Origin of the sequence: Corallococcus sicarius (genome assembly GCF_003611735.1) — a bacterium.
Taxonomy (GTDB): domain Bacteria; phylum Myxococcota; class Myxococcia; order Myxococcales; family Myxococcaceae; genus Corallococcus; species Corallococcus sicarius.
Genome location: NZ_RAWG01000192.1, coordinates 1 through 18,116, shown reverse-complemented (window position 1 = coordinate 18,116; position 18,116 = coordinate 1). Strand labels below are relative to the sequence as shown.

The window sequence follows — 18,116 nt, the reverse complement described above, 5'->3', positions numbered from 1 at the left end:
GACTAGTCGTCGGCAGCGTCAGATGTGTACAAGAGACAGACAAGGTTCTGGGTTCAGGAGAAGACGATGCGTCGCAGTGAAGAGGTGGATCTGTCGAAGCGGGCGCTGCGTGGGCGTGACCTGGTGGTGTTCTCCAACGACTGGGATGGGGACCCGCTGTCGAAGGTCCACATCATGCGGATCCTGTCGCGGGACAACCGGGTGCTGTGGGTGAACAGCATTGGCAACCGCGCGCCCAAGGCGAACGCGCACGACGCGCAGCGGATCATCAAGAAGCTGAAGACGTTCAGCGAGGGCATCCGCGAGGTGGAGCCCAACCTGCACGTGCTCGCGCCGCTGGCCATTCCGTTCTACGGCTCGGAGCTGGCGCGCCAGGCGAACCGCCACCTGCTGCGGCTCCAGGTGCTGCGGGCGATGAAGCAGCTCAAGTTCGAGCGGCCCATCTCCTGGAGCTTCCTGCCCGCGTCCGCGCCGGTGTCCGGCACGCTGGGCGAGGACTTCGTCGTCTACCACTGCGTGGATGAGTTCAGCGCGTTCAGCGACACGAATGGCAAGCACATCGCGGAGCTGGAGGAGCGCCTGCTGCGCCGCGCGGACATGTGCATCACGTCCGCGGAGCGCCTGTATGAGAACAAGAAGAAGGTGAACCGGCGCACGGTGCTGGTGCGTCACGGCACGGACTTCACCCACTTCGTGAAGGCGTGCGACGCCCAGACGAAGGTCCCGGAGGACATCGCGAAGCTGCCCAAGCCCATCATCGGCTTCTTCGGCCTGGTGGCGGACTGGATCGACCAGGATGCGATTGTGGCGGTCGCGAAGGCGCACCCGGAGGGCTCGGTGGTCATCGTGGGCAAGACGACGCCGGACTGCGACGACTCCAAGCTGCGCGCGCAGCCCAACATCCACATGCTGGGCCGCAAGCCGTACGCGGACCTGCCGGGCTACAACAAGGCGTTCGACGTGGCGCTCAACCCGTTCGTCATCAACGAGCTGACGCTGAACGCCAACCCGCTGAAGGTGCGCGAGTACCTGGCGTCCGGCCTGCCGGTGGTGTCGTCCGACCTGCCCGAGGTTCGCAAGGTGGGGCTGTGTCGCATCGCCACCACGCCCGAGGACTACGTGAAGCAGGTGAACGCGGCGCTGGCGGACAACCCCGGCCCGAACCGCGAGCGCGCGGAGAAGATCTTCCACGAGAGCTGGGAGGCGCGCGTCACGGAAATCCGTCAGCACGTGGGCGAGGCGATGCTCGCCGCGGGCAAGAAGCTGTAGGTCCGGTCTGGTACCGGGCGACAAGAGGGCGCGGGTCCGGGGCGTGAAGGCTCCGGGCGCCGCGCCTTCGTCATTCCGGGGCTTCGCCCGCGCGGCCCGTCACCCGGCGCTCCAGGCTCGCGTAGCGGCGGGCGAGGCGGGTGTAGTCGGCGGGGCGGACGGGCGCACGGTCGCGGGTGCGCAGCAGGTCCTCCTTCGCGTCCAGGTAGTCGCGCGCGGGCACGCCGCAGGTCTCCTCCAGGAGCCGCGCGGCCTCCGCGTCCGGCAGGGAGGGCGCGATGCCCAGCCGCTCCTGCATCAGCCGGCGCAGGGCGCTGTCCAGCTCCGGCAGCAGCTCCGCCTCCACCTTCGCGCGGCGCATGAGCCACCCGAGTGAACGCACGTACTCGCGCGACGAGCGGTGTCGCTCCACGCGCACGGGGCGGGGGGCACCGAAGCGTGTGCCGCGCGAGACGGCGTAGACGAGGCCCACCGCGAGCGCCTGCGCGATGAACACCCAGAGGCCCTGGGAGAGGGGAGGGCGGGTGACGACGGCGTGGTGGAACTCGTCGAAGCGAAGGGGGCCTCGGGCGGCGAGCGCGTCCCAGAAGCGCAGGTTGTCGAGCAGCTCCAGGCGCCGGTTCTCCGCGAGGTCCGGGCCCGCGGCCACGTAGACCTCGCCCTTGCCCAGGCTCCAGCGCCACACCACGCCCGTGCCGGACAGTCCCGCGAGGGGCACGGCGGTGTCGTGCTCCATCCGCAGGCTCCGGTCACGCGACACGCGCAGCGATGACAGCCCGCGCAGCAGGCCTGCGGGCAGCCACACGTCCACGGTGACGCCGGCCGGGTCCACCCACTCGGAGGCGAGGCCCTGGTGGTTCGTGCCCGGCAGTGCGCCTGGCACCAGCCCCAGCCACTCCTCCAGCCCCGGCTGGTGCTCTCCCAGCGTGTGCGGCGACAGGTACACGAGCGTGCCGCCGCCCTGGACGAAGCGCTCCAGCGAAGCGACCTCCTCCTTCGTCACCGGCTGGGCCTGGGGCGCGGCGATGACCAGTGAGCGGGTGCCGGCGGGAAGCGACTCCAGCGATGTCTCCTGGGCGCTGACGTCCCGGCCGCTTTCGCGCAGGTACACGAAGAGGCCCTTGAGCCCCAGGGGGCCGGGGTTCGTGACGGATGGCACGGGGGAGTCCGGCGCGGCTTCACGCGAGGCGAGCCCCACGGCGAGCGCCACCGCGATGAGAAGTCCCAGCACCACCGCGACGCGCGCGTTCCTCACGGACGCACCTCCGCGAGCGAACCGTGCAGCCGCTCCACGGACTCCACGAAGCGCGCGGCCTCGTCGCGGGGCACGGGCTCCAGCGAATAGAAGGCCTGGTCGTACCAGCCCACCAGGCGCTCCACTTCCCCCGTCACCCGCGCGGGCGCTCCCCGTGTGGGCAGCTCCGCGGCCAGCTCGCGGTTCGTCTTCACGCGGTCCGGCCTCGCCAGCTTGCGCTGCTCCAGCGTGGACAGCAGGCCCAGCAGACCTTCACGGATGGCTTCGCGCGCGTCCTCCGTCTCCAGCGCGGAGCGGGCCCGGCCCAGGTGCTCGCCGGGCGTGTCCAGCTCCAGGGGCTGCGCGGCGCCTTCCTGCCCCTGCGCGGCGACGACCTTCCGGCTCCTGCGCCAGCGCACGCGCAGCACACCGAACAACACCACCGCCAGCGCCACGCCCAGCATCACCGCTCGCGTGGCCACCGCGAAGCCCTGCGCGCCCTTGGACTCGAACAGGCCCTCCAGCCAGTTCTCCAGCTCCCGCAGCAGGCGCGTGATCACGTCGCTGTTGCGCTGCCGGGCCCTCGCGAACTCCGGCCGGTCGAGGATGGCGCGCAGCCGCTCCGGCTCACTCGTGACCTCGGGCCCGACAGCCTGCTCGCGCTCCGCGTCCAGCGCGCACACCGCCTCCAGGTACACCGTGAGCTGGTGGGCCCGTTCCGGGGGCGTCTGACCGGAACTCGCCGGCGGAAGCGGCACGCCCTCCAGTCGTTCCACCAGCCGGTTCACCTCCGCGTTCAGCTCCTGGGGTCGGACGCGTGCCGTCTCCTCGAGCCGATGCGCGAGGTCCTCCCGGTCAGCGCAGGGCAGGGCGGACAGCAGGAAGAGCAGGGGCAGGGCGGACACGGGGCCTGGGCGTCAGACGGGCAGCGTCTTCGGTTCCGCGGTCGCGAGCCGGCGCTCCAGGTCCAGCCCTTCCCGGCGCACGCGCATGTCCACGTAGAAGAACGCCGACACCACGAAGCTCAGCGGTGTGAAGAAGGACTGCCCCACCACCTGCAACAGCTCCGCGGGCACCAGCAGCGCCTGCGGAATGGCCGCCTGCGCCGCCGGATCCAACAGGTTGCCGCCATAGGTCAGCCGTACGATCCACGCAGGCAGCCCCGACACCAGGCTCACCGCGACGAGGATGCCGCCCACCACCGTGGACAGCACCATGGCCCGCACCGTGCCCCGGCCCATGAAACCCGGCTCGACCCGGCCCGACAGCAGCGCCCCGGAGCGCTTGAAGGCCGCCCACGCCCCCACGTCCTCCATCGCCAGCACCGGCGGCAGCAACATGAAGCGCAGGAAGTACCAGAGCACCGCGGCCAGCGCGCCCAGCATCAACAGCAGTGCGCCAATGATGATCAGCGCCACGCTCACCGCCGTGCTGCCGCCAGAGCCCCGGCCCGTGACGGACGCCACCACGCCCAGCCCCATGACGATGGAGCCCGGCAGGCACAGGAGGATCGTCACGCCCAGGGACCACACCATCGACAGCAGGTACGTCACCGTCAGCGTGCCCAACCGGGACACCGCGCGGCGCAGTCCCTCCGAGGGACGCACCGGCTCTCCCAGGTGCGCGGGCACCACGAACCGCGCCGCCGCCGTGGTGGCGACCCAGAAGTTCCAGACGAGGAACAGCCACAGCACGCTCATCAACCCCAGCGCGATGCCCGTCTGGGTCAGCGTCTCCGAGGGGTCCGCTCCCGCACGCGGCCCCTGCAGCCCCGGCAGCGCGCCCGCCCATCGCACCGTCGCGAAGGTGAAGGCCTTGACCGCGATGTAGTTGATCAGGTCGAACCCCAGACACAGCACGAACAGGGGCTTCAGGTGCGCGCGCCAGAACGTCGCGGCGCGGTCGATGAGCTCCCCGATGGCCAGCGGGCGCAGTTCAGCGGAGGTCGAGGAGGGATTCACGGCCGCGCAGCATAGCGCGCCTCAACCGCGCGGGGCCGCGCATGCATCCAGCAACGCGAGGGCCGCCTCACGCGGGTCGTCCGCCTCCAGCACCGCGGAGATGACCGCCACGCCCCGGACTTCGGGCATCCCCCGCGCACGTCCGGGCGTCATTCCTCCCAGGGCCAGCGCGGGACACGGCAGCCGGGCCGCGAGCGCCTGGAACCCCTCCGGCCCCAGCGTGGCGCGCGTGTCCCCGGGCTTGGAGCCGGGCGCGAACACCGGGCTCACCAGCGCCAGATCCGCCCCCGTCGCGCCTTCGGCCTCGCGCGCGTCGTGTACCGCCACGCTGACGAGCCGGCCGGGCGGCAGGTGGGGACGCACGTCGAGGGGCGAAGGGCCCGAGGCGGGCAGGTGCAGGTGCGCCCCCACGAGCAGCGCGACGTCCAGCCGCCCGTTGACGAACAGCGCATGCCCCCGGGCCCGGCACACGTCCGCCACGAGCCGGGCCTCCTCCAGGAACAGGCGGCCGGAGGCCTCCGGGTGGCGGTGCTGCACGGCGACGTCCGGCCCCGCCTCCAGCGCCCGGCCGAGCGCGGCCAGCAGCCGCGTCCGGGGAAGGCGCCAGTCGGTGATGACGACGAGGCGGGGCAGGGGGGGCACTACTCGACGAGCCCTTCGATGGGGCTGGACGCGGAGCCGTACGCCTTGCGGGGGATGCGTCCGGCCAGGTACGCGTCGCGGCCGGCCTCCACCGCCTTCTTCATCGCCACGGCCATGCGCACGGGGTCGCGCGCGCCCGCGATGGCGGTGTTCATGAGCAGCGCGTCCACGCCCAGCTCCATCGCGATGGCCGCGTCGGACGCGGTGCCTACGCCCGCGTCCACGATGACGGGCACCTTCACCACCTCGCGGATGAGGCGCAGGTTGTGCGGGTTGCGGATGCCCAGCCCGCTGCCGATGGGGGCCGCCAGCGGCATCACCGCCGCGCAGCCCGCATCCTCCAGCTTGCGCGCGGTGATGGGGTCGTCGCTGGTGTACGGCAGCACGACGAAGCCCTCCTTCACCAGGATGCGCGCCGCCTTCAGCGTCTCCTCGACGTCCGGGTAGAGCGTCTTCTCGTCACCCAGGACCTCCAGCTTCACCCACTTGCTCATGCCGAGCTCCTCGGCGAGCCGGCAGGTGCGCACCGCGTCGTCCGCCGTGTAGCAGAGCGCCGTGTTGGGCAAGAGGCGCAGCTTGTTGCGGTCGATCCAGTTCATCAGCGACGCCTCGCCCGTGGCCTTCAGGTCCAGGCGCCGCACCGCCACCGTGACGAGCTCCGCGCCGGAGGCGTCGTGGCACTGCTTCATCACCTCGTGGCTGGGGTACTTCCCCGTGCCGACGATGAGCCGCGAGGTGAACGTCACCCCCGCCAGCGTGAAAGGCTTGTCCGCGATGCCGCTCATGACCGTGTCCTCTCCTGGGCCTGCACTCACCCGCCACCCACGAAGGTGACGATCTCCACCCGGTCCCCGTCCACAAGGCGGTGCTCGGGGTGACGCGCGCGGCGCACCACCTCCGCGTTCACCTCCACCGCCACCCCCGGACCGCTGCTCAACTCCAGCAGCGTCAGCAGGGACGAAAGGGTGCTGCCCTCCGGCAGCGTTCGCGCTTCTCCGTTGACCCACACCGTCACGGCGTCACGACTCCTTCCGGCCCGCTTCAGGCCCCCCATGGGACCCGCCGCTGCCAGTACAAGGGCCATTCTGCCCTGTCAACGCACAGCCGCCTCCACGACAAGGCCTCTGTCTGGCACCCCGGGGCGGATTTTTCCCGTGGACATGCGTTTCCGGCGCTTCCCCAGCAGGCAGGCGGCCGGGGCCTCCCAACACCGCAAGCCGCCCCTGTGCCTTGTCATCGCTCCCGACAACCCCTGTGCAGGTACAGGGGGAGCGACCAGTTTCTGCCCAACGCCGGGGAACAAAACCTCCGGCTTCCAGAACACATCACACAGGGGGCAGTCACATGCGGAAGCTCATGATTGCGGTCACGGCGGTGGCGGGGCTGACGATGGTTGCGGGCTGCAAGAAGGACGACGTCCAGGAGCAGCGCGAGGACGTCGCCGAGGCTCGTCAGGAAGCGGCTCAGGAGACGGCGGAAGCGCGCCAGGCCGAAGGCAAGGAGCTGGCCGCGGCGCAGCAGGACGCCAACGAGGAGATCGGCTCCGCGCGGCAGGAGGCCAACGAGGACGTCGCCGAGGCGCGCCAGGACGCCAACGAGAAGATCGCCGGCGCCAACCAGGAGGTCCGTGACGAGGAGAAGGAGCTCGCCGAGGCCCAGGCCAACCGCAACGAGGACCTGAACGAGGACCTGGCCCAGGGCGGTTCGGGCATGGCCGGCGCGACGGCCGCGGCCACGACCATCAATGGTCGCGTGCTGTCCAAGTCGGGTGACACGCTGACGGTGGTGGACACCAGCAACCGCGAGCTGAAGATCAAGACGAACGACAAGACGGCGGTCATGGACAACGGCAGCCGCGCGGTGAAGCTGGACGACATCAAGGAAGGCTCGCAGGTGCGCGCCTCGTACGTGATGGACGGCAAGGACATGGTCGCCCGCGACGTGACGCTGGTGGCGCCCGTGAAGAAGCTGGAGCAGTAGTCACCTGCGCCTCGCACGCTTCAACGCGAAGGCATGAACAGGCTTGAAGGCGACGGCTCCCGCGACAGCGCGGGGGCCGTTTCCTTTTTAGTCGGGGAAACACCGGTGGGGTCGGATGGGGATGTCTGACCCGGGTGGTAGGACGCGGGCGTGAGGTCTTCCTCATGCCTTCCCACCCCCGGGAAGCGCCTTGCGAAGGAGCGTCATCCACGATGGCCACCCATCCCCCCGCGCAGTCCACGTCCCGGCCGTTCATCCTCTTCTCCACCGGGGCCACGTCCTATGAGCTGGTGCGCTACCTGGGGTCGCGCGCCGGTGGGGAGCTGCTGCTCGCCCGCCGGCACTACGCGCGCACGCCGGGTGGGCTGGTGCTCATCAAGCGCCTGCGCGACGTCGGGGACGACGTGGGGCGGGCGCGGCTGCGCGAAGAGGTGAAGCTGCTCATGCGGCTGAGCCACCCGGCCATCGCGCCGGTGTACCTGGTGCGGGTGCATGACGGTGCGCCCCACCTCGTCATGGAATACGTGGACGGGCCCTGTCTGGAGACGCTGTCCAGCTTCGCGGCGCTGCGGCGGCGGCCCTTCTCGGAGGCGTTCGCCGCGTACGTGGGCGCGGAGGTGGCGGATGCGCTCCACCATGCCCACGCGCTGGAGGACTCCAGGGGCCTCCTCGTGGGCGTCGTGCACCGCGACGTCAGCCCCCGCTCCGTGCGCGTGGACGTGCACGGGCGGGTGCGGCTGGCGGACTTCGCGCTCGCGTGGTCGCGGCTGCCCGGGCGCGTGGTGACGGAGCCGGGGCTCGTGCGCGGGGACGTGGCCTATGCGTCACCGGAGGCCCTGGAGGGACAGCCGCTGGATGGCCGCGCGGACCTGTTCTCCCTGGGGATGGTGCTCCTGGAGTTGCTCACCGGGCTGCACCTGCTGGACCTGGAGGAGGTGGAGCGCGCCGCGCAGCAGGCCCAGCCCATGCCCGGCGCGCAAGGGCTGTGCGCGGAGACCCCCAGCTGGCTTCCCGCCCCGCTGATGGCCGCGCGCATGGCGTGCCTCGCGCCGTCGCACGTGGAGCATGCGACGCGGGGGCTGTCGCAAGGAATGCGGGAGGTGCTCCAGCGGGTGTTGCAGCGCGACCGTGATGCCCGCTTCCAGACGGGGGCGGAGCTGCGGGACGCGCTCCGGGCCCTCCTGGGCGCGGCGGGTCGGCCCTATGGTCCTCCCGAAGCGCTGCGCGAGGTGGCGGAGGTGCGGACGGACGCACTGGAGGGCACCGCGGGGGAAGCGGAGGCGGGCCTCCCGCTGGAGGATGACGTCTGGCCCGAGGATGACGACGGCGGCACGGACTGGACCTGAAGCGCGTCACGGGTGCTTGTCATCGCGGGAGGCGGTGGCGAAGACTGGGGGCATGGGTGACGTGAAGGAGCTGCACCGGCGCTGGTGCATCGCGGACGGCCACGCGGATTCGCTGATGTGGAACCGCGACCTGTGCGAACGGTCGACGGAAGGGCACGTGGACTTTCCCCGCCTGCGGGAGGCGGGGATGAAGCTGCAATGCTTCACGCTGGTGACGCGGGGCTTCCCCTTCATTGGCGGCTTCCCGCTGTTCGCCGCGTGGCGCAAGTGGCCCCGCGAGGCGCGCGGCGGCGAGTGGGCGCGGGCGCTCTGGCAGATTGAGCAGCTGGACGCGTTCTGCGCCCGTTCCGGGGACACGGTGCGCGTCGCCACCACCGGGGCGGGGCTGGAGGACAACCTCGCCCACGGGCGGCTGTCGGCGGTGCTGGGGGTGGAAGGGGGCCACGCCATCGAGGGACGCGTGGAGCGACTGGCGGAGCTGCACCGGCGCGGCGTGCGGTTCATGGGACTGACGCACCTGTCCAACAACGACCTGGGCGGTTCGTCCTTCCCGATGATGGGCAACCGGGGGCTGACGGTCCTGGGGCAGCAGGTGATGGAGGAGATGGCCCGCCTGGGGCTGAGCGTGGACGTGGCGCACGCCTCCGAGCAGACGCTCACGGACCTCTTCGCGCACCCCACCGTGCGCTACTTCTGCTCGCACACGGGCGTGCGCGCGGCGGGCGGGGGCTGGCGCAACCTGTCCGACGAGGCGCTGCGCACCATCGCCCAGCGCGGCGGGGTGGTGGGCATCATCCTGGCGCCGGTGTACCTGGGCGGCGACACGATGGACGACGTGGTCCGCCACGTGGAGCACGCGGTGGACGTCATGGGGGAGGAGGGAGTGGGCGTGGGCTCCGACTACGACGGCATGGTGGCGCTGCCCAAGGGCATGCGCGACGTGACGGACCTGCCCCTTCTCACGGAAGCGCTGCTGCGCCGGCACCCGGAGGCGTGGGTGGAACGTGTGATGGGTGGCAACTTCCGACGTTACTTCCGCGAGACGCTCGGCGGCGGTTGACAGCGAAAAACCGCTCGCGAAGAGTCGCCGCACCCATGAACCGTCTCCCTCTTGCGCTCGTGTCCTTCGGCTTCTTCCTCCTTTCCGGCTGTGGCGGACCGGGCTCGGGTGACTCCTGTGACGGCGGGGACTACGTGTGCCAGGACGACGCGCAGGCGCTGGAGTGCCGGAACGGGGAGTGGCGCACGCTGGCGTGTCGCGGACCGCTGGGCTGCCGGGAGCTGGCGGACAGCGTGCGGTGCGACACGTCCCTCAACATGGAGAATGACGCCTGCGCACAGGACGCCGAGGGCCGTGGCGGCTGCGCCCCCAACGGCAAGGCACTGCTCCTGTGCGAGGGCGGCGTGTTGAAGAAGACCGCGGAGTGCTCGTCGTGCTCCGTGCAGGGCGATCAGGCCGTCTGCAATCCCTGACGCGCCCCCTGGAAGGCTCAACGCCCTGATTCGCCGTCGTCGTCGCCGTCGTCGGAAGGTGACGGCGGCGGGCTCCGGACAGGCGGCCCTGGCAGGTAGCCCCCGGCCGCCATCCGCTTCGCGGACTTCTCGTACATCTCCGGCGCCATGCCCTGGACGCCGGTGCCGTCAATCCACCGGTTGTAGAAGTTGAAGAGGGCGCACACGGAGACCGCGTCGTAGACGGCCTCGTCCGACCAGCCCTCCGCCTTCAAGCGCTCCACGTCCTCGCGGCACACGTCTCCGGACGCGTCGTTGAGCTTCTCCACGAAGGCGAACAGCGCCCTCTCGGCCTCCGGAATGGGGGCCGTCGCCACATCGTCCAGCACCGCCTGGACGTGCTCCGTGCTGCCCAGCAATTCCGCCGCGACCGCGGCGTGAGAGCCCGTTCAAAAAACGCAGGCGTTGCGCCGCGACGTGTACGCGGCGATGAGCTCCCGCATCCCCGCGGACAGCGGCGAGGGGCCACGCATCACCTCGTGGGTGAACGCGGCCAACGCATCCGTCATGCGCGGCTTGAAGGCGAACAGGTGCCAGATGCCCGGGGGCGCGAAGCCCGCGGCCTTCGCCCCGGCGATCATCCGTCCATAGTGGCCGTCGGACGTGTGCGACTCGACGTCTGGCAGGTACAGGGCTTCCGGGGCAGGGGGCTTCTTCATCACGCACTTCCGTTTCGAGGGTGACGGCGACGACGGTCAGGACAGCGAGGCGAGGAACGCGTCCAGCACCGCGTTGAAGGCTTCCGGTTGCTCCTGGTTGGGCAGGTGTGCGGCGCCGGGGATGATCTCCAGCCGCGCGCCCTGCACCAGGTCCACCATCTGCTTCGCCTTGGCCAGGGGCGTGACGGTGTCGTGCTCGCCCACCACCACCAGCGTGGGGCCCGCGAAGCGCGCGAGCAGGTCCTTGCTGTCCAGCCGTAGCGCCATGCCCCGCTGCGCGGCGGCGAGCGCCTGGGGCGACGCGGCGAGGCCCAGGGCCATCACCTCGCGGCCCACCGGCGAGTCCGGCCCCGCGTGCACGAGCTTGGGGAGGAGCCCCGGGATGATGGACGACGCGCCTTCGGACAGGGCCTGCTTCGCGGTGGCCTCGCGCTTCTCCCGGCCGGCCTCGTCGTCCGCGGTGCACTGCGTGTCCACCAGCACCAGCCCGCGCACCCGGCCCGCGTCCTCGCGCAGCAGCGCCAGGGCCGCGTAGCCGCCCATGGACACCCCACCCACCACCGCCGCGTCGATGTGCAGCGCGTCCAGCAGCGCGAGCGCGTCCTGCGCCAGCAGGCGCATCTCCGTGGGACCTTCTCCCAGCCGGCTCTGCCCGAAGCCGCGCAGGTCGGGGACGATGAAGCGGTAGCGCCCGGACAGCGCCGCCACCTGTCGGTCGAACGCGGAGCCGTCCAGCGGGAAGGCGTGCAGCAGCAACACCGGCAACCCCTGGCCCACGTCCCGGTAGTGGAGCGGCGTTCCATCCACGGCGACCGTCAGCATGCGTCCTCCCAGGTACCGCGGTGCGGGTGCGGCGTCAGATCCACTTCTTGTACTTGAACCAGCCGATGAGCCCCACCGGGAAGCCCAGCATGGTGACCCACATGGCGTAGTACCAACCCTTGCCCGACAGCTGATCGAAGTTCTGTCCGAAGAAGCCCACGATGAAGGACAGGGGCAGGAAGAGGGTGGCGAAGATGGTGAGCTGCTTGCTGATGTCGTTGGTGCGGTTGGCCACCATGGACAGGTAGCCGTCCATCACGTTGCCCACCACGTCGCGGCTGGCGTCAATCTGCTCGTACAGCCGCACCAGGTGGTCGTACACGTCGCGGAAGTACAGCGTCGTCTTCTCGTGGATCTGCGGGATGCCCCGGCGCGACAGCATGCCCACCACGTCCCGCTGCGGGGACAGCACCCGTCGCAGCGTCACCAGCGAACGCTTGAGCTGGAAGATGCGCTGGAGTTGCGCGGGATCCGGCTCCGCGAAGATGGCGTCCTCCAGGTCCTCCAGCTGGTCGCTGAAGTCATCCATGATGGGGAACTGCGCATCCACGAGCCCGTCCGCGAGCAGGTAGAGGACGACGTCCACGCCCCGGCCCAGCGTCCCCGCGGGGTCGTCCTTCACGCGGCGCAGGACGGCGTCGTGGCTGGGCAGCCGGAGCTGGTGCACGCTGATGAGCCAGTCCTGGCCGAGGAAGAAGTGCTGCTCGTGAAGCGTCAGCTCCGTGACCTCCTTCCCGCACGTGAAGCCCTGCAGCACGATGAACTGGTGGTGCGGGTACTCTTCCAGCTTCGGCCGCTGGTCCAGGTGCAGGCAGTCCTCCACTGCCAGCCGGTGCAGCTGGAAGCGGTCGGCCAGCCGGGCCAGCACCTCCGCGTCCGGCTCCAGCACGTCGATCCATTTGGGGCCCGGCCGGTCGAGCAGCTCCTCCGCACCCAAGACCACCCTGCCGTCCTCCCACAGACAGACCTGGATCATTTCCGTCGACTCCCGGGCGCTGCCCTTCTGGCCCGGGACGATTGCTAGAACTCCCCGGACGCGATGTCGAGCTATAGAGTGGGGTCAACGTGTCCGCTGCCGCCGAGAATCCCCCGCCGGCCTCACTCACCCCGAGGCTCGAAGAAATCCTCCAGTCACTGCCCGACCGCGCCTTCTCCGCGCGGCTGAGAGCGGTGTATCTCGCCGCGGCCCAGGCCATCCTGCGGCTGAGCGACCTGGACCTGGTGAAGTATGAGACGCCCGTCGTCGACGCCAGCCCCGACCTGTCGCTGTGGGAGGAGATGGCACCCGTCATCCGCGACACGGTGATGGACGTCAACGCGCTGCTCAACGTCATCCGGGAACAGTTCCCCGGCCAGCCGCCCGGAGGCGCAGCCCCGGCCCGGAAGGGGCCCGGCGACGTGCCCGGTCTGCTCCAGGAGGGGATGACGAAGCTGGCCCAGAGCATCACCCAGCTGGGCGAGGCCATGCGCAACCCGGCCGTGGTGAGCGACCGCTGGCAGCTGTTGGCGGAAATCCAACGTTTCCGGTCCAACTACCGCGAACAGATGAGCCAGCTCGTCTTCGAGACCGCGAGCGCCTTCGGCGAGGTGTCCCGCGCCCAGGTGGTGCCGGGCTACGAGGCGGAGGTGAAGGCGGCGGTGACCGTCCGGGCCATCACGTCGGACCTGTCGCGCATCGTCGCGGCGCGGCTCAACAAGGTGCGCGAGGCCAAGCCGGAGGAGGTGCTGTGGAACGCGCAGCAGCTCCAGACGGAGCTGGACGCCTTCGGCCGCACCGCCGCGTACCGGAACCTGCGCGCGCAGGACAAGCGGAAGATCGTCGAGGCCCGCGCGGAGGTGGGCGCGCTCGCCATCCAGACGACCCCGGACCGCCAGGAGCTGGTGACGGTGGCGGAGGGCCTGGACGCGCTGGTGCGCAGCCTGTCCTCGGTGAACCAGCGCCAGCTGCTCATCCTCCACGACCGCGAAGTATGGGCCGCGTGCGGCGTGCGCCTGGAGCGCGCCCTGTCCCAGTCCACGAAGGATCCGGTCGCCTCGGCGAAGGCCCTGGCGGAGGCCGCGGTCAGCGCCCAGGCGCTCTACGGCCGCGACGCGGCGATGGACTCCTTCCTGCGCAAGGCGCGCAAGCTGAAGCTCGCCACGCTCACCGGCCCGGAGCTGCGCGCCACCATCGAGTCGTTCCAGGGGCAGCTCGCGCAACTGGACGTGATGTGAAGGCCGGCCCGGGGAAGGTCGCGGAGCCGCGCCCCTTGAGGAGCGCGGACCTGTCCCGCGTGCGCGGCGTCTTCACCGACGTGGACGGCACGCTCACGACGGGCCACAAGCTGCGCAGCCAGACGGTGCGGGCGCTCGAGCAGCTGTCCGCCTCCGGCCTGAAGGTGGTGCTGGTGAGCGGCCGGCCGGCGGGGTGGGGCGAGGCATGGGCCCGGCAGCTCCCCGTGGACGGCGTCATCGTGGAGAACGGCGGGCTGTTCTTCCTCAAGGGGAAGAAGGGCGAGCTGCGCAAGGTGTACCTGGAGCCGCCCGCCCAGCGCCTGGCGAACCGCGAGCGACTGGAGGCGGAGGTGCACCGGGTGCTGGCCCAGGTGCCCGGGGCGCGCCTGTCGGTGGACAGCCGTTACACGGAAGTGGACCTGGCGGTGGACTACAACGAGGAGGCCCGGCTGGGAGACGCGGGGGCGTCCCGCATCGAAGCGCTGCTGCGGGCCCGGGGCGTGACGGCGGTGCGCTCGTCGGTGCACGTCAACTGCTGGCTGGGCCGCTTCGACAAGCTCTCCGCGTCGCGCCGCTTCGCGAAGGTGGCCTGGGGCGAGCCGCTGGACCCCGGGGACGGGCAGTACGTCTACGCGGGGGATTCTTTCAACGACGCTCCGATGTTCCAGGCGTTCAAGCTGGGCGTGGGCGTGGCCAATGTGCGCGCGGTGCTGGATCGCATCGACGCGCCCCCGGCCTTCATCACCCGGGCGCCCGAGGGGCGGGGATTCGAGGAGCTGGCACGCGCCCTCCTTGCCCGCCGCCGGCCGTCCCGCAGTCGAGGAGTCTCAACGTGAATGTCGTGAAGCTGGAGCTGGCCCGGGGCCTGGGGCGTCACCTGCGCGCGGGTCACCCGTGGGTGTTCCGCAAGGCGCTGGAGCACCCGCCGCGGATCCCCGCGGGCAGCGTGGTGGACCTGACGGAGAACGGGAAGTTCGTCGCGCGCGGCTACTACGATCCGCACTCGGCCATCGCGGTGCGCGTGCTGACGCGGGACTCGCGCGAGACGGTGGACTCGCGCTTCATCACCCAGCGGGTGCAGCGCTCGCTGGCCGCGCGCACGGCGCTCATCGACCTGAAGGACACCGACAGCTACCGCCTCATCCACGGCGAGGGCGACGGGCTGCCCGGCGTGGTGGTGGACCTGTACGCGGGCTGGGCGGTGATGAAGCTGTACTCGGCGGGGCTCACCCCCTACCGGCCCCTCATCGTGGAGGCGCTGAAGGCGGGCGTTCCGGGCCTGAAGGGCATCCTCGGGCGCGACGAGGTGGGCCGCGACGACGTGGAGGAGGATGACGGGCGTGGCACCGGGCGCATGCTCTGGGGCGAGGAAGCGCCGGAGCTCATCCCCATCCGCGAGCGCGGCGCCATCTTCCTGGTGGACGCGTGGCGCGGACAGAAGACGGGCTTCTTCCTGGATCAGCGCGAGAACCGCCACCTCATCCGCCGGCTGGGGCAGGGGCGCGAGGTGCTCAACTGCTTCAGCTTCAGCGGCGGCTTCTCCGTGAACGCGGCGCTGGGCGGGGCGAAGAGCGTCTTCTCCGTGGACCAGGACCCGGAGGCCATCGCGCTCGCGCGCGAGAACTTCACGCGCAACGGGTTGCCGGCGGAGAAGCACGACTTCCTCGCGGCGGACGTCTTCACCATCATCCAGTCGTTCAAGGAGGAGGGCCGGACGTTCGACCTCATCATCCTGGACCCGCCCGCCTTCGCGAAGAGCCAGCGCGCGGTGGAGGCGGCCATTGACGGCTACGCGTCCCTCAACCGGCAGGCCCTGGCACTGCTGCGTCCCGGCGGCCTCCTGGCCACGGCGTCGTGCTCCGCGCGCGTGAACGGGGACATGTTCATGGGCGCCGTGCGCGAGGCGGGCTTCAAGGCCGGCGTGGACCTGGCGCTGGTGGAGGAGCGCTACCAGCCGCCCGACCACCCGGTGCGCCTGCAGTTTCCGGAAGGGAAGTACCTGAAGTTCTACGTGATGCAGGCGGTGTAGCGAGGCCTCGCCCGGACAGGGGGCGCCCGGTGGTGGGGCGCCCTTCCCTGGCAGAGGGGCTTCAGGTGCCGAAGACGCGGTGGGCCACGCGGTCCAGCACGTCCTTGCCCCAGACGACGCTGGCCTTGCCCAGCCGGTCCAGGTCGCGCGTGAACTCGCGGCCGTCCGGCACCACGGAGTACGTGCGGCTGAGGAAGAGGCTGCCGCTCTCCGGCTCGAAGTCGACGGTGCCCCCGCCGGTGTCCGTGCCCTCGTCCTGCTGCTGCCGGAAGCCCTCGATGATGCCGGGCTTGGGCGGCTCGCGGAACCGGTAGATGAGGGCGCTGGCCTTGAGTGAAGGGGGGGACTCGACGTGCTCGAAGGCGTACTGCCCTTCGCCGTTCATCACGCCTCCGAAGCCCTCCGCGTTGAGGCCCTCGGTGATGCCGGCACCCTGCGTCTGCAGGTACCACTTCACCAGCTCCCGGGCTGCCGCTCGCGTCATGGGCCCCCCAGCGGGAGGCGCGGGAGGCGCCATCCCGATGGTGGCCAGCAGCCACTGCAGTCCGCTGGAGAAGGAACGGCTCATGGCGTGATCACTTCGCGGGGACGACGCGATCCGCGACCCGGTTGAAGACCTCTTCGCCCCAGGTGAGGCTCGCTTCCAGCAACCGGTCGAGGTCGTCCTTGAACTGCTGCTCCGCCGGCAGCACCCCGTAGGTGCGGCTCAGGAAGAGGCTCTTGTTCTCGGTCTCGTAGTCCACCTTGCCGCCGCCGGTGTCCGTGCCGCGCTTCTCTTCGTCACGGAACCCGTCGATGACGCCCGGACGGGGCGTGTCGCGGAAGCGGTAGATGAGGGCGCTGCACTTCAGCGCCCCCGAGTCCGCGGAGTGTTCGAAGTAGACCTGCGACTCGCCGAGGGCGGCGCCGCCAAATCCCTTCGCATTGAGCCCGGAGCCTTCCGTGTCTCCGTGGGCCCTCATGAATGACTGCACCAGTCGCTGGGCTTCTTCGAGCGTCATACGTGCAGTCATAGCACAGCCCTAGGGCTTAGAAATTGCCGGCGCGCGCCTGATCGAACGGGACGCGCTGGTTCAGGTACGTGCTGTTGATGTCGTGCGCGCCCGTGAACATGTTCTTGTCGGAGAAGTAGTGGATCTTCGCGTCCTTGCCCGCGTGGCGGATGAGGTCCAGGGGGCCCATGCCGCTGGTGCCCAGGCCGACGATGCCGGGGACCATGTCCTTGTTGTTGATGTAGTGGACGTACTGCGGGCCGTCCGGGTAGGTGGCCGCCGCGGCGCCGAAGGTCTCCACCTGCACCTTGGAGAGCTTCTGCTCGATCTGCGCGGGGGACAGCCCGTCTTCGATGCGCATCCGGCGCGCCACGTCACCCAGGGCGCGCGAGGTGATGAGGCCGCCCTGGCTGTGCGCCATCAGGTGGATTTCCCGGCCCGCCTTCAGCTCGTTGTAGACGGTGTCCGCCAGCGTATCCACCGCCGGGTTCTTGCCCTTGCCCAGCTTGTCGCCCACGCACTGGGCCAGGTCCTTGACCATGCCTTCGGTGGCGTTGTGGATGCCGATGGCGCGCATGCCCGTCTTGTCCGCGAGGACCTGGAGCGTCTCCTCCTGGCCCGCCTTGTCCGTCTTGATGCCGTTGACGTAGATGACGGTGCCCTGCGCGTTCGGGTTGTTCTTGGGCGTGTAGGCCGGGACCTGGTTCAGCGGGGTGCTGGCGTCGAAGGTCTGGCCGCCGGCGCCCACCAGCTTGCCGTCGAACACCTTGTCCTTGGAGCCCGGAGGCGCCGTGAACACGCCCGTGGGCGCTGCGGTGCGCACCGCGCTGTTCGTCGCGCGCGCGTCAAAGCCGTCCTTCACCTGGTTGGTGGCCTTGGGCGTCGCCACCGGGGCCTGCTTCGCGACGGTCGGCGTGGCGTTGGTCTGCGTCGTCGCCGTGGTGCGCGTGGCGTTGTTGATGGAGTTGCGGCCGCTCCCGATGGTTCCCATGGCTTGAAGCTCCTGCGGATGTCTTGAGGGGGGAAGGAATGCTTGAGACGTTGATCCATTCTCACCGCAAGCCGCCAAAAGTTGCGAGGGGCCCCCCGAATGTGTGTGACGCGACGCGCAATGCGTCCGTCAGAGGGAGGACGGGCGCGAAGACGGTCCGGCCGCTCCGGGAAGGGCGGATTAAGGTGGTGACATGGTCCAGAAAGGTCAGTTCCTGGAGCGCTCCACGCTCATCCCCGTGGGGGCCGGCGCCTCGGGTCCGGTGGTGATGGAGGGCACGGTGCACCGGGGGCAGCGCTCGCCGCCGCTGCTCATCCTCCCGCCCCGGCCGGAGGAGGGGGGCGGGATGGACCACGTGCTGGCGGCGGAGGTGGCCTTCGCGGTGGCCCGGGCGGGCTTTCCCACCCTGCGCTTCAACCACCGGGGCGTGGGGGCAAGCCAGGGGGCTGTCTCTTATACCCATCT

Annotated in this window: 21 protein-coding genes and 1 pseudogene; 9 read left to right on the top strand and 13 right to left on the bottom strand. The window is 70.5% G+C overall.

What is annotated here, in order from left to right; genetic code table 11:
• The first annotated feature begins 66 nt into the window (after positions 1-66).
• The gene (exoP, locus tag D7X12_RS26140; RefSeq protein WP_120628002.1) at positions 67-1,269 is read left to right on the top strand and encodes a spore coat polysaccharide biosynthesis glycosyltransferase ExoP; all 1,203 of its coding nucleotides are present in this window, start codon (positions 67-69) and stop codon (positions 1,267-1,269) included.
• Positions 1,270-1,339: 70 nt separating this feature from the next.
• Here the strand turns inward: exoP and D7X12_RS26135 are convergent, their stop codons facing one another.
• The 6 genes from D7X12_RS26135 to thiS are packed head-to-tail and all read right to left on the bottom strand — an operon-like array spanning position 1,340 to position 6,121.
• Positions 1,340-2,524 (bottom strand): DUF4350 domain-containing protein, encoded by a 1,185-nt coding sequence (locus D7X12_RS26135; RefSeq protein WP_120628001.1) that lies wholly within the window; start codon positions 2,522-2,524, stop codon positions 1,340-1,342.
• Complete coding sequence (locus tag D7X12_RS26130; RefSeq protein ID WP_120628000.1) at positions 2,521-3,408, bottom strand: O-antigen ligase family protein; 888 nt, start codon at positions 3,406-3,408, stop codon at positions 2,521-2,523. Before D7X12_RS26130 ends, D7X12_RS26135 begins: the two co-directional genes overlap by 4 nt.
• Positions 3,409-3,420: 12 nt before the next feature.
• Positions 3,421-4,464, bottom strand: a complete 1,044-nt coding sequence (locus D7X12_RS26125) for a hypothetical protein (RefSeq protein ID WP_120627999.1) — start codon at positions 4,462-4,464, stop codon at positions 3,421-3,423.
• Positions 4,465-4,485: 21 nt separating this feature from the next.
• Positions 4,486-5,106, bottom strand: a complete 621-nt coding sequence (locus D7X12_RS26120) for a thiamine phosphate synthase (protein ID WP_120627998.1) — start codon at positions 5,104-5,106, stop codon at positions 4,486-4,488.
• On the bottom strand, positions 5,106-5,891 hold the full coding sequence (locus D7X12_RS26115) for a thiazole synthase (protein ID WP_120614962.1): 786 nt from the start codon (positions 5,889-5,891) through the stop codon (positions 5,106-5,108). The genes D7X12_RS26120 and D7X12_RS26115 overlap by 1 nt, the downstream gene beginning before the upstream one ends.
• Before the next feature lie 26 nt (positions 5,892-5,917).
• Entirely contained in the window at positions 5,918-6,121 is a 204-nt protein-coding gene (thiS, locus tag D7X12_RS26110) for a sulfur carrier protein ThiS (RefSeq protein WP_120627997.1), read from the bottom strand.
• A 341-nt stretch (positions 6,122-6,462) separates the two neighbouring features.
• Here thiS and D7X12_RS26105 point away from each other — a divergent pair, with 341 nt between their 5' ends.
• The 4 genes from D7X12_RS26105 (at position 6,463) to D7X12_RS26090 (ending at position 9,905) form a co-directional block, all read left to right on the top strand.
• A complete protein-coding gene (locus D7X12_RS26105) occupies positions 6,463-7,086 on the top strand; it encodes an SPFH domain-containing protein (protein ID WP_244224777.1) in 624 nt (207 codons plus the stop codon).
• A 212-nt stretch (positions 7,087-7,298) separates the two neighbouring features.
• Positions 7,299-8,432, top strand: a complete 1,134-nt coding sequence (locus D7X12_RS26100; RefSeq protein ID WP_120627995.1) for a serine/threonine-protein kinase — start codon at positions 7,299-7,301, stop codon at positions 8,430-8,432.
• 52 nt (positions 8,433-8,484) lie between these two features.
• Positions 8,485-9,492, top strand: coding sequence for a dipeptidase (locus D7X12_RS26095; protein ID WP_120627994.1), 1,008 nt, complete (start codon positions 8,485-8,487; stop codon positions 9,490-9,492).
• Between the two features lie 35 nt (positions 9,493-9,527).
• Positions 9,528-9,905, top strand: a complete 378-nt coding sequence (locus D7X12_RS26090) for a hypothetical protein (protein WP_120627993.1) — start codon at positions 9,528-9,530, stop codon at positions 9,903-9,905.
• Positions 9,906-9,922: 17 nt separating this feature from the next.
• On the opposite strand, the gene D7X12_RS26085 is transcribed toward D7X12_RS26090, so the two are convergent.
• Genes D7X12_RS26085 through D7X12_RS26070 form a run of 4 tightly spaced genes read right to left on the bottom strand, consistent with a single transcriptional unit; the run spans position 9,923 to position 12,401 of the window.
• Positions 9,923-10,303 carry a carboxymuconolactone decarboxylase family protein gene (locus tag D7X12_RS26085; protein WP_120627992.1) on the bottom strand — a complete coding sequence of 127 codons (381 nt, stop codon included), beginning with the start codon at positions 10,301-10,303 and terminating at the stop codon, positions 9,923-9,925.
• 30 nt (positions 10,304-10,333) lie between these two features.
• On the bottom strand, positions 10,334-10,603 hold the full coding sequence (locus D7X12_RS26080; RefSeq protein WP_120627991.1) for a carboxymuconolactone decarboxylase family protein: 270 nt from the start codon (positions 10,601-10,603) through the stop codon (positions 10,334-10,336).
• 36 nt (positions 10,604-10,639) lie between these two features.
• The gene (locus tag D7X12_RS26075; protein WP_120627990.1) at positions 10,640-11,425 is read right to left on the bottom strand and encodes an alpha/beta fold hydrolase; all 786 of its coding nucleotides are present in this window, start codon (positions 11,423-11,425) and stop codon (positions 10,640-10,642) included.
• A 34-nt stretch (positions 11,426-11,459) separates the two neighbouring features.
• On the bottom strand, positions 11,460-12,401 hold the full coding sequence (locus D7X12_RS26070) for a magnesium transporter CorA family protein (protein ID WP_120627989.1): 942 nt from the start codon (positions 12,399-12,401) through the stop codon (positions 11,460-11,462).
• Positions 12,402-12,490: 89 nt separating this feature from the next.
• On the opposite strand from D7X12_RS26070, the gene D7X12_RS26065 reads away from it, so the two are divergent.
• The 3 genes from D7X12_RS26065 to D7X12_RS26055 are packed head-to-tail and all read left to right on the top strand — an operon-like array spanning position 12,491 to position 15,668.
• On the top strand, positions 12,491-13,639 hold the full coding sequence (locus D7X12_RS26065; RefSeq protein ID WP_120627988.1) for a hypothetical protein: 1,149 nt from the start codon (positions 12,491-12,493) through the stop codon (positions 13,637-13,639).
• A gap of 35 nt (positions 13,640-13,674) precedes the next feature.
• Positions 13,675-14,475, top strand: a complete 801-nt coding sequence (locus tag D7X12_RS26060; protein WP_244224776.1) for an HAD-IIB family hydrolase — start codon at positions 13,675-13,677, stop codon at positions 14,473-14,475.
• A complete protein-coding gene (locus D7X12_RS26055; RefSeq protein WP_120615128.1) occupies positions 14,472-15,668 on the top strand; it encodes a class I SAM-dependent rRNA methyltransferase in 1,197 nt (398 codons plus the stop codon). Before D7X12_RS26060 ends, D7X12_RS26055 begins: the two co-directional genes overlap by 4 nt.
• A 61-nt stretch (positions 15,669-15,729) precedes the next feature.
• On the opposite strand, the gene D7X12_RS26050 is transcribed toward D7X12_RS26055, so the two are convergent.
• The 3 genes from D7X12_RS26050 to D7X12_RS26040 are packed head-to-tail and all read right to left on the bottom strand — an operon-like array spanning position 15,730 to position 17,651.
• Complete coding sequence (locus D7X12_RS26050) at positions 15,730-16,236, bottom strand: hypothetical protein (protein WP_120627986.1); 507 nt, start codon at positions 16,234-16,236, stop codon at positions 15,730-15,732.
• Positions 16,237-16,243: 7 nt separating this feature from the next.
• Positions 16,244-16,669 carry a hypothetical protein gene (locus D7X12_RS26045; RefSeq protein ID WP_120627985.1) on the bottom strand — a complete coding sequence of 142 codons (426 nt, stop codon included), beginning with the start codon at positions 16,667-16,669 and terminating at the stop codon, positions 16,244-16,246.
• A 28-nt stretch (positions 16,670-16,697) separates the two neighbouring features.
• A complete protein-coding gene (locus D7X12_RS26040; protein WP_120627984.1) occupies positions 16,698-17,651 on the bottom strand; it encodes an alpha/beta fold hydrolase in 954 nt (317 codons plus the stop codon).
• Positions 17,652-17,844: 193 nt separating this feature from the next.
• Here D7X12_RS26040 and D7X12_RS26035 point away from each other — a divergent pair.
• Positions 17,845-18,116: pseudogene (locus D7X12_RS26035) on the top strand (hypothetical protein); the annotation flags it as partial.